The sequence below is a fragment of the Acidiferrobacter sp. genome (genome assembly GCF_054609335.1).
In genome coordinates, this window is the sequence record NZ_JBTRWP010000027.1 from 1 (window position 1) to 6,640 (window position 6,640).

General features: G+C 61.7%; 10 protein-coding genes. 4 read left to right on the forward strand and 6 right to left on the reverse strand.

Annotated features, from left to right (window positions below; translation table 11 throughout):
• The 5 genes from ACYCTF_RS08645 to ACYCTF_RS08665 all read right to left on the reverse strand — a co-directional run.
• Nucleotides 1–170 (reverse strand): DUF2283 domain-containing protein (locus ACYCTF_RS08645; RefSeq protein WP_461284788.1); only part of this gene is annotated, 170 nt, incomplete at its 3' end.
• On the reverse strand, nt 167–427 hold the full coding sequence (locus ACYCTF_RS08650) for a DUF4258 domain-containing protein (protein ID WP_461283194.1): 261 nt from the start codon (nt 425–427) through the stop codon (nt 167–169). The genes ACYCTF_RS08650 and ACYCTF_RS08645, both read right to left, overlap by 4 nt.
• Before the next feature lie 180 nt (nt 428–607).
• Entirely contained in the window at nt 608–1,816 is a 1,209-nt protein-coding gene (locus ACYCTF_RS08655; protein WP_461283193.1) for an NAD(P)/FAD-dependent oxidoreductase, read from the reverse strand.
• Between the two features lie 62 nt (nt 1,817–1,878).
• Entirely contained in the window at nt 1,879–2,388 is a 510-nt protein-coding gene (locus ACYCTF_RS08660) for an RrF2 family transcriptional regulator (RefSeq protein ID WP_461283192.1), read from the reverse strand.
• A gap of 410 nt (nt 2,389–2,798) precedes the next feature.
• The gene (locus tag ACYCTF_RS08665; RefSeq protein ID WP_461283216.1) at nt 2,799–3,233 is read right to left on the reverse strand and encodes a HipA domain-containing protein; all 435 of its coding nucleotides are present in this window, start codon (nt 3,231–3,233) and stop codon (nt 2,799–2,801) included.
• Between the two features lie 182 nt (nt 3,234–3,415).
• Here ACYCTF_RS08665 and ACYCTF_RS08670 point away from each other — a divergent pair, with 182 nt between their 5' ends.
• Both ACYCTF_RS08670 and ACYCTF_RS08675 read left to right on the forward strand, forming a co-directional pair.
• Nucleotides 3,416–3,721 (forward strand): type II toxin-antitoxin system RelE/ParE family toxin, encoded by a 306-nt coding sequence (locus ACYCTF_RS08670; protein WP_461284783.1) that lies wholly within the window; start codon nt 3,416–3,418, stop codon nt 3,719–3,721.
• Nucleotides 3,714–4,013 carry an addiction module antidote protein gene (locus tag ACYCTF_RS08675; RefSeq protein ID WP_461283190.1) on the forward strand — a complete coding sequence of 100 codons (300 nt, stop codon included), beginning with the start codon at nt 3,714–3,716 and terminating at the stop codon, nt 4,011–4,013. The genes ACYCTF_RS08670 and ACYCTF_RS08675 overlap by 8 nt, the downstream gene beginning before the upstream one ends.
• A gap of 6 nt (nt 4,014–4,019) precedes the next feature.
• Here ACYCTF_RS08675 and ACYCTF_RS08680 read toward each other — a convergent pair whose 3' ends face one another.
• Nucleotides 4,020–4,229 carry a helix-turn-helix transcriptional regulator gene (locus tag ACYCTF_RS08680; RefSeq protein ID WP_461284784.1) on the reverse strand — a complete coding sequence of 70 codons (210 nt, stop codon included), beginning with the start codon at nt 4,227–4,229 and terminating at the stop codon, nt 4,020–4,022.
• Between the two features lie 743 nt (nt 4,230–4,972).
• On the opposite strand from ACYCTF_RS08680, the gene ACYCTF_RS08685 reads away from it, so the two are divergent.
• Both ACYCTF_RS08685 and ACYCTF_RS08690 read left to right on the forward strand, forming a co-directional pair.
• Nucleotides 4,973–5,668, forward strand: a complete 696-nt coding sequence (locus ACYCTF_RS08685; RefSeq protein WP_461283188.1) for a pilin — start codon at nt 4,973–4,975, stop codon at nt 5,666–5,668.
• A 680-nt stretch (nt 5,669–6,348) separates the two neighbouring features.
• Nucleotides 6,349–6,640 (forward strand): CCDC90 family protein (locus tag ACYCTF_RS08690; RefSeq protein ID WP_461284785.1); only part of this gene is annotated, 292 nt, incomplete at its 3' end.

Genomic DNA, 6,640 nt, shown 5'->3' on the forward strand with positions numbered 1-6,640 from the left:
GGCATGGCGCCCGCCATGGAAGCATTCAGTATCTCTATGCCAACGATATTACCAGCTTTGTCGAAGTCGAGTATTACCCCAGGCTTGGCTTCATCGCTTTCGCTCACGGGGTGGTCGCTGAGCCGTAGGGTGAGTGTGTCGGTTTCAGGGTCATAGCGCACTTTCATCATATCCTCCAGTACTTCGTGACCTTGCTTGTTCGATAGGCGGTCACCACCCGCAGTGGGATATCTCCTTGAGTCACAATGACTCGAATCAGCATATCCGGCCCGGGATCGGAAGAGACTATGGATTGGTAGGCGACCAAGTCATTTTTCACGGGAACGATTTGCCCAGGGTTCCGCATGACAGCATCGAGTGCCCATTCTGCTATGCCTCGGAGGGCCATCTCATCCCTGGCGTGATTGGTGATGATATATGAGGTCACGTATCCACGTCCTGTCGCTGTATCGTTCCGTATCCCGATCAAGACATCGTGGCCCTATATCCTGACTATGATTGTGATCGGTTACCTGCCTAACGTAATCGCCTGATTCCATAGCGTCAAGCCACCAAAGCGGCCTCGAGCGCTCGCCCGGCGGCGCCCGAACGGCTCGGTCACGCGGTATTAGAGGGTGGTCACAGGGGACGCCATCGCCAGTGTGTCCGCGATGTCCATGGGTGGGGAGATCGTTTGCTTGAGGATCTCTTCGGTCTTGATGGTCTTGGCTTCGGGTCCGGTTGTTATGATGTGGCGCTCCCAACCGGCCGTCACGAGCGCATCCTCGGGACCCAGATCCAGGCAGGTTCTATAGCGCGGCTGGGAGTAGGGTAGCGGGCTCCCGTTGAACAGGAGGCTCACGGCGTTGTGACCGGCGGTCCGGCCTTGCGGCATGGCGTGCTGGCAGGACATGACCGCGTAGTGATCGGGATCGGTTTTAGCCAAGGATATATCCCCCGCGGCCAGCACCTCTGGGTGCGCTGGCAGACGCAGGAAGGTGTCCACCGTGAGGCGTCCGAGGCGGTCCCTGGGCCCGTCGAATGCGGCGGCCAAGGGGCTTGCCGTGAAGCCGGTTGCCACGATCACAGTTTCGGTGGGTAGCTGTTGCTTGTCCGCCAGGATAAGGCAGCCCTGCTCGTGCCGCAGCCCCTGTTGGGCGGTATGTACAGTGATGCCGAGGTGTCGGAGGCGCTCCATGATGTACAGGCGCGCGTCAGGGGGGTAACCGAGCCCGATCTCCGGGGCCTGCTCGATGAGATGGAACGTGAATCGCGGAGTCGACTGCGCAAGGTGTTCAAGCTTCGAGGGTAGCGCCGTCACGATTTCGAGCCCGGTAAAGCTGCCCCCGACCACTGCGAAGGTTCGAGAGGCGGGTGTCGGGAAGCCCACAGCGACAAGCGCCCGCAGGTGCTGGTCCAGGGTCGTGGCCTCCGTGAAGGTGTCCACGCTGAATACACGGCCTCGTTCGACGAAGTCAGGATAGACTTGGCGGCTACCGGTCGCGAGAATCAGTTGATCGTAGGCGATATCGGGGACGACAGTGGACCCCTTCATGAACTGGACGTGCCGGGACGTCGGAATGATGTCTGCGATCTCGCCCACGACAAGCTCGATGCTAAGTGGCGCCAGCCATTTCCTGAGCGGTATCCGCGTCCCGGCGAGGTCGGCCTCGTAGAAGCGTGGCCGAAGCCCGAGGTACTCGTCGCGGTTGATGAGGGTGATTTTCAGTTGGTCGCGCACGCCTAGCTCCCTGGCGTGTCTTGCGGCGCTCACGGCGCTCCAGAATCCGGCGAATCCACCGCCGGCGATCAGCAAGTGCTTCATCACCTTTCCCATGGTTTTCTCCCTGTAATGACGTTAATTGCGATCCGTCTTGTCCGTGTTAAGACAAAAAATATTTACGACTCGGGCGCCATGATCTCCCGAAACCATCGTGCCGCCTGCTCCTGGTGTTTCGGGACCTTGCGGTCGACCTCGCGCGCCAACCAGGCCAAGGTCTTCGCCGCCAATGCGGTCTTGATCTGCGCCTCTGCGTCCATCATGACTTGGTGGATTGCGCAGGGCCCGCGCCGGGCCCACTCCGCCCGAGGTTTCCCTCGGCCGAGCGCGCTCTTCTCGCGAATATTCCAGCATTCGAACAGGCGGACCTCGCCTTCTACGGCGACCGCCACGTCCCAGAATGTGATTTGCTCGGGCGGTCTGGCCAATTCATAACCCCCCTTGGCGCCGAGTGCGGAGCGCACCAATCCCGCCTTTTTCAGTCGGGTGAACACTTTGGCAAGGTAGGTCTCCGAAACCCCCTGGAAACGGGCGATATCACCCACGGCCAGACTGTGGGTGTCAGGCGGGTTGCTGAGATAGAGCAGGCAATGCAGGGCGTACTCGACGCCTTTTCCCAAAACGGCCATGCACGGACATTAGCAGACAATTCGGATACGGTAAAGCGGTATTGCGGCCAAGCAGCTTCAGAATCGTTTGCCGATCGTTTGCTCACTAACTGGCACGCGGATCCGGCCCGCGATATCCGCGGGGCGCATGCCCGCGAAGCGCACCCGCGATTGGTGAAACGGTATGAGGTCCAGGCGGCGACGAGCAGGGATGATCCGCCAGATTGTCCGGTTGTTCTTTTGCGGGCTTGCTTGCCTTGGTGCCGCGTGATTTTGGCGATCTATTATTCATCGATGCAAACCCTCTTCAGCAAAATTGCCCCCGATTGATGTCGCCCCGTTATCCGATGGCACGATAGCGCCACCTCTTGTCTTCGAGGGCCCCGCTGCGCTGCGCTTCAACGGGCGCACCCTGCACCGGATACCGCACCTCACTCACCTGGAGGTCTTTCGAAGAAGAAGCATTCGGGCAGGATGGCCGGAGCGATGGTGGCCACATCCCGGGCCGGCACCCCGCAGGCGAAGAATGTTTCGCGCCACTGACGCAGCACCGCGACGAGCCGATCGATTTCCGCGCGTGCCCCTTCCGCCGATAAGCCGAAACGGCGCGCCTGCGACAGCAGGTTGTAGATGCTGGCCGTGCGACCGTAGTTGCCGACGGTCAACGCGAGGTCACGGCGCTCCAGGCTGACCATGGGTGCTGGCACCAGGTCGTAGGCCGGCGACAGCCGCCATCCCTTTTGCCTGCGCAGCAGGGCGTGGTTACGCGGGTGATCGTCGTTGTTGGTCACGGCGGCGTTGAAGACCATGCGCCTGAATAATTCGGCACAGTCGGTTTCCGGCCTGTCGGACCAGCGGCGCGCAATGTGCGGCGCTGGTCCGTATCAGCCGTTGCGGTCGGCGATTATTGACCTGTCAGCGGTGGCGATGTGGAGGCGGGGATGAGGGCATCATCAGCTTGGTCATCCGGAGTGCGGCCGACTGGGCCGCGACCCAAAACAAAGATGCGATTGACAAGACGTGATATAAAAACTACACTTGTCTCGACATGATCGAGATTAAGCAGACCGCAACCTTCCAGCGGTGGCGAAAAAAGCTCAAGGACGACCGGGCGCGCGCCATCATTGCCGCCCGGTTGACGCGACTGGCTTACGGTCATGCCGGTGACACGCAACCGGTTGGTGAAGGGGTGAGCGAACTTCGTATCCATTATGGCCCCGGTTATCGTGTCTATTGCCAGAGGCGGGGCGCGGCCCTCATCGTCTTACTGTGCGGCGGGGACAAGGGTACGCAGGTCAAGGACATCGAGACCGCCAAGCGCTTGGCGAAGGACTGGAGGGATGAAGATGAGTGAGAAGCTGACGATTTACGATCCTGCCGAGGATCTAAGTTCTGATGAGGCGGTGGCGGCGTTCATGGCCGAGGCGTTTGCGACGGGCGATGCTGGCTTCATCGCGCATGCGTTGGGCATCGTGGCGCGTGCCAAGGGCATGACGCAAATCGCCCGCGAGACCGGATTGTCGCGCGAACAACTCTACCGGTCCTTTAGTGAGCATGGGAACCCCACACTCAAGACTACGCTGGCGGTCATGAAGGCGTTGGGTATCGACCTCATGGCCAGGAGGACGTCTCAGGCTGCGCCGTAAGCATGCTCAATGATTCATACGTGGCTGCTCACGGCCACGGCGCGCCCGTTGGGCCCGCCCTCCGGCCTCAGCCCTTTCAATCTCGGCCTGAATGACGGTTTCGATCTGACCCTCTCCCCAGCGGCGCGCCCGACCAAACCGCGCGGGCGGGGGCAGGCGGCCCTCGGCCAAAAGCTTTTCAACCGTTCGCCGGCAGACCCCAAGCCGCGCCGCCACATCATCCTTAGATAGCCCGCCCCGTCCTGCGGGCCGTGCAGCAGGTAATCGATCTCCTGGAGGTCGGCGGCGCTGCGTTCGAGCTTGTGTTCGATCACGCGCCGACCCCAGGCATCCGGGCCGGCGTCCCGCACAGCCCCGGGGATCCCCTTGAGTTGGGTAAACTCATAGACAGTCTTGTCCAGGGGTAACTGGAACGGATCGAGTGCGACCGCTTCTTGCCGTTGAAGGTAGCGGTCGCCGTAGCGAAAGCGCCCGATCTGTGTCTCTCACCCAGGCCTTCCTTCGCGTCTGGAAAACACCGTGCCGCGAGGCCCATAGGAGCTTCGCGGCAAGGGCGCGCTGGCTTATCTATGGGCGTGCGTATGTGACGGCGGGACGCCACGGTTCAGCCTCTCTTGTCTTTGCAGAAAATCGCGCCCCGTTCCAAGTCACGCGAGAGCAGTGGGGTGGCCCATTCAGGAAGATGTCCCGAAGGGTTGACGGTGACCGGGGCGCGAGGAGGAAGGCCGCTGGACCCCCTTCGTCACGCGCCGGGCCTGAAGCTGTCACAAATCGGCCACTCGGGCGGTGAGGGGGTGCCGCACATGATGCTGGCGGACCCCGCGGATCGCCCGCATCCCTTTGTCTTGTAAGGATATTACCTATTTTTGTGGCCATACTTCGCGGTCTAGCATGAATCCTGCAAGGTCATGGTCATAAAGCCGGTCATACCGAACCGGCGTGCTGGGGGCAGGGCATCGATGGCCATGAAGGGTGGGAACCCGCGGGCGGGTGCGCGGGGCGCGGGCTTTACCTTGATTGAGGTGATGGTCGTAATCGCGATCATCAGTGTGCTGGCGGCCATTGCCATCCCGGTCTATGAGCGCTACGTCGCGGTGGCCCAGGCCCAGGATGTGGCGGAGGATTTCCATGCGGCGATCAGCGCGGTGGCGGATGCTATATCGGGCGCGCAGGCTGGGCAGTACACCTTGATCGCCCTGGCGAACACGCAGGGCGTACCGCCGGCGGCCCCGGCCACGGGGTCCGAGACCCCTGTCCTGAGCGACCACTCGACGGATCCCGCGGCCTTCGCCACGACCGGCGGGGCCGCCCCTGTCAGTTTTGTCTATATCGGGGCGAGCGGCACGACGTTTACCGTGCCGTCCTACTGTGGGGAAGTGGATATCATTGCCGAAGGGCCCAAGGCGCCGGCGACGACTGCGGGCGCTTGGATCAACCCGGGCATCACGCGCTCTGTATATCTTAGTGTCGGGGTGGGCAGCACCTGCGGGGCCGATAAGGGCTTGGGTCAGGACATCATCAACGCAATCATTGCCAACGGGTCGAGCGCCCCCCTTCCTATGAACGACAGCTCTGGGCATACCGTGAGTGCCTGCTTGTCGGGGGTGGCGGCCTGTTATGCCGAAGTGGGCTCGAACGGGGCCATTACGCCCTAGACGTCCGGATCTCTCCTCCCGAACGCCCGCTTGGACGCCCGAGCTTCGCTCTCGCGTGCGTGCGGGCATGTCTTCGCGGTTTCCGGAAACGGCATGATGCCAGGGTACCAAGACTCAGGCTGTCCGGTATGGAGCTCCTTTTGTCCGGCCTGGCGGCGCGTCTGATGGTTCGGTTTGGGATCCCATCGTGGCGCCTGTGCTCGGGGATTCGGTGTTCTGACGCTTATGCTCGCGTGCTCAATTGCGTCCCCCGAAGATCATGAATGGCGCGGGCAGACCTCAGAAGCGCTGGTCCCGCTGCCCATGGGGGGTAAGGGACCGGCGTTGCCTTTCCGGAGTCACGCTGTTTGTTGGGTGTCATCGCAGGCGTGACGCGCGTCGTGTCTGTCTCTTGCCGTAATCGTTCTGCCCTGCCTGCGGCCATACTTCCCGTCGCTTCGAATGCGAAAGCCTCCGAAGATTCGATTGTCGGGATGGGCTTGCGGGAAAGCGGGGTGCCATGATCGAGGCCGAAACGGTCGCGAGCGATTTTTGCGAGAGATGAACCGGGGATTTTCCGGATTGTTTCTGTCACGACCTGTTCGTAGCATGGCGGGCCTGATGCTTGTCCGCGCAGTGCGGACCCTGTGTCACGAAAGTGTCGTGGTATAATGGGGGGTGTGTCGTTCATGGGCGCAAATATGCTGGACACCTATACACTCATCAAGCGTCTGACCCAGGCCGGCGTCCCCGAGGCGCAGGCCGAGGCGCATATGTCGGTGTTCCTGGACATGTCGGAGCGGGGGTTTGCCACCAAGGGTGACATCGAGAACCTTGGAAGGCGAATGGGCGGCCTCGCAACCGATGAGGCCTTATCGGGAGTCAAGCGGGACGTCACGACCCTAAAGCAGGACGTCGTAGTTCTCCAGAAAGATGTCACCGGCCTTAAGCAGGACGTCGCCGGTCTTAAGCAGGACGTCGCCGGTCTTAAGC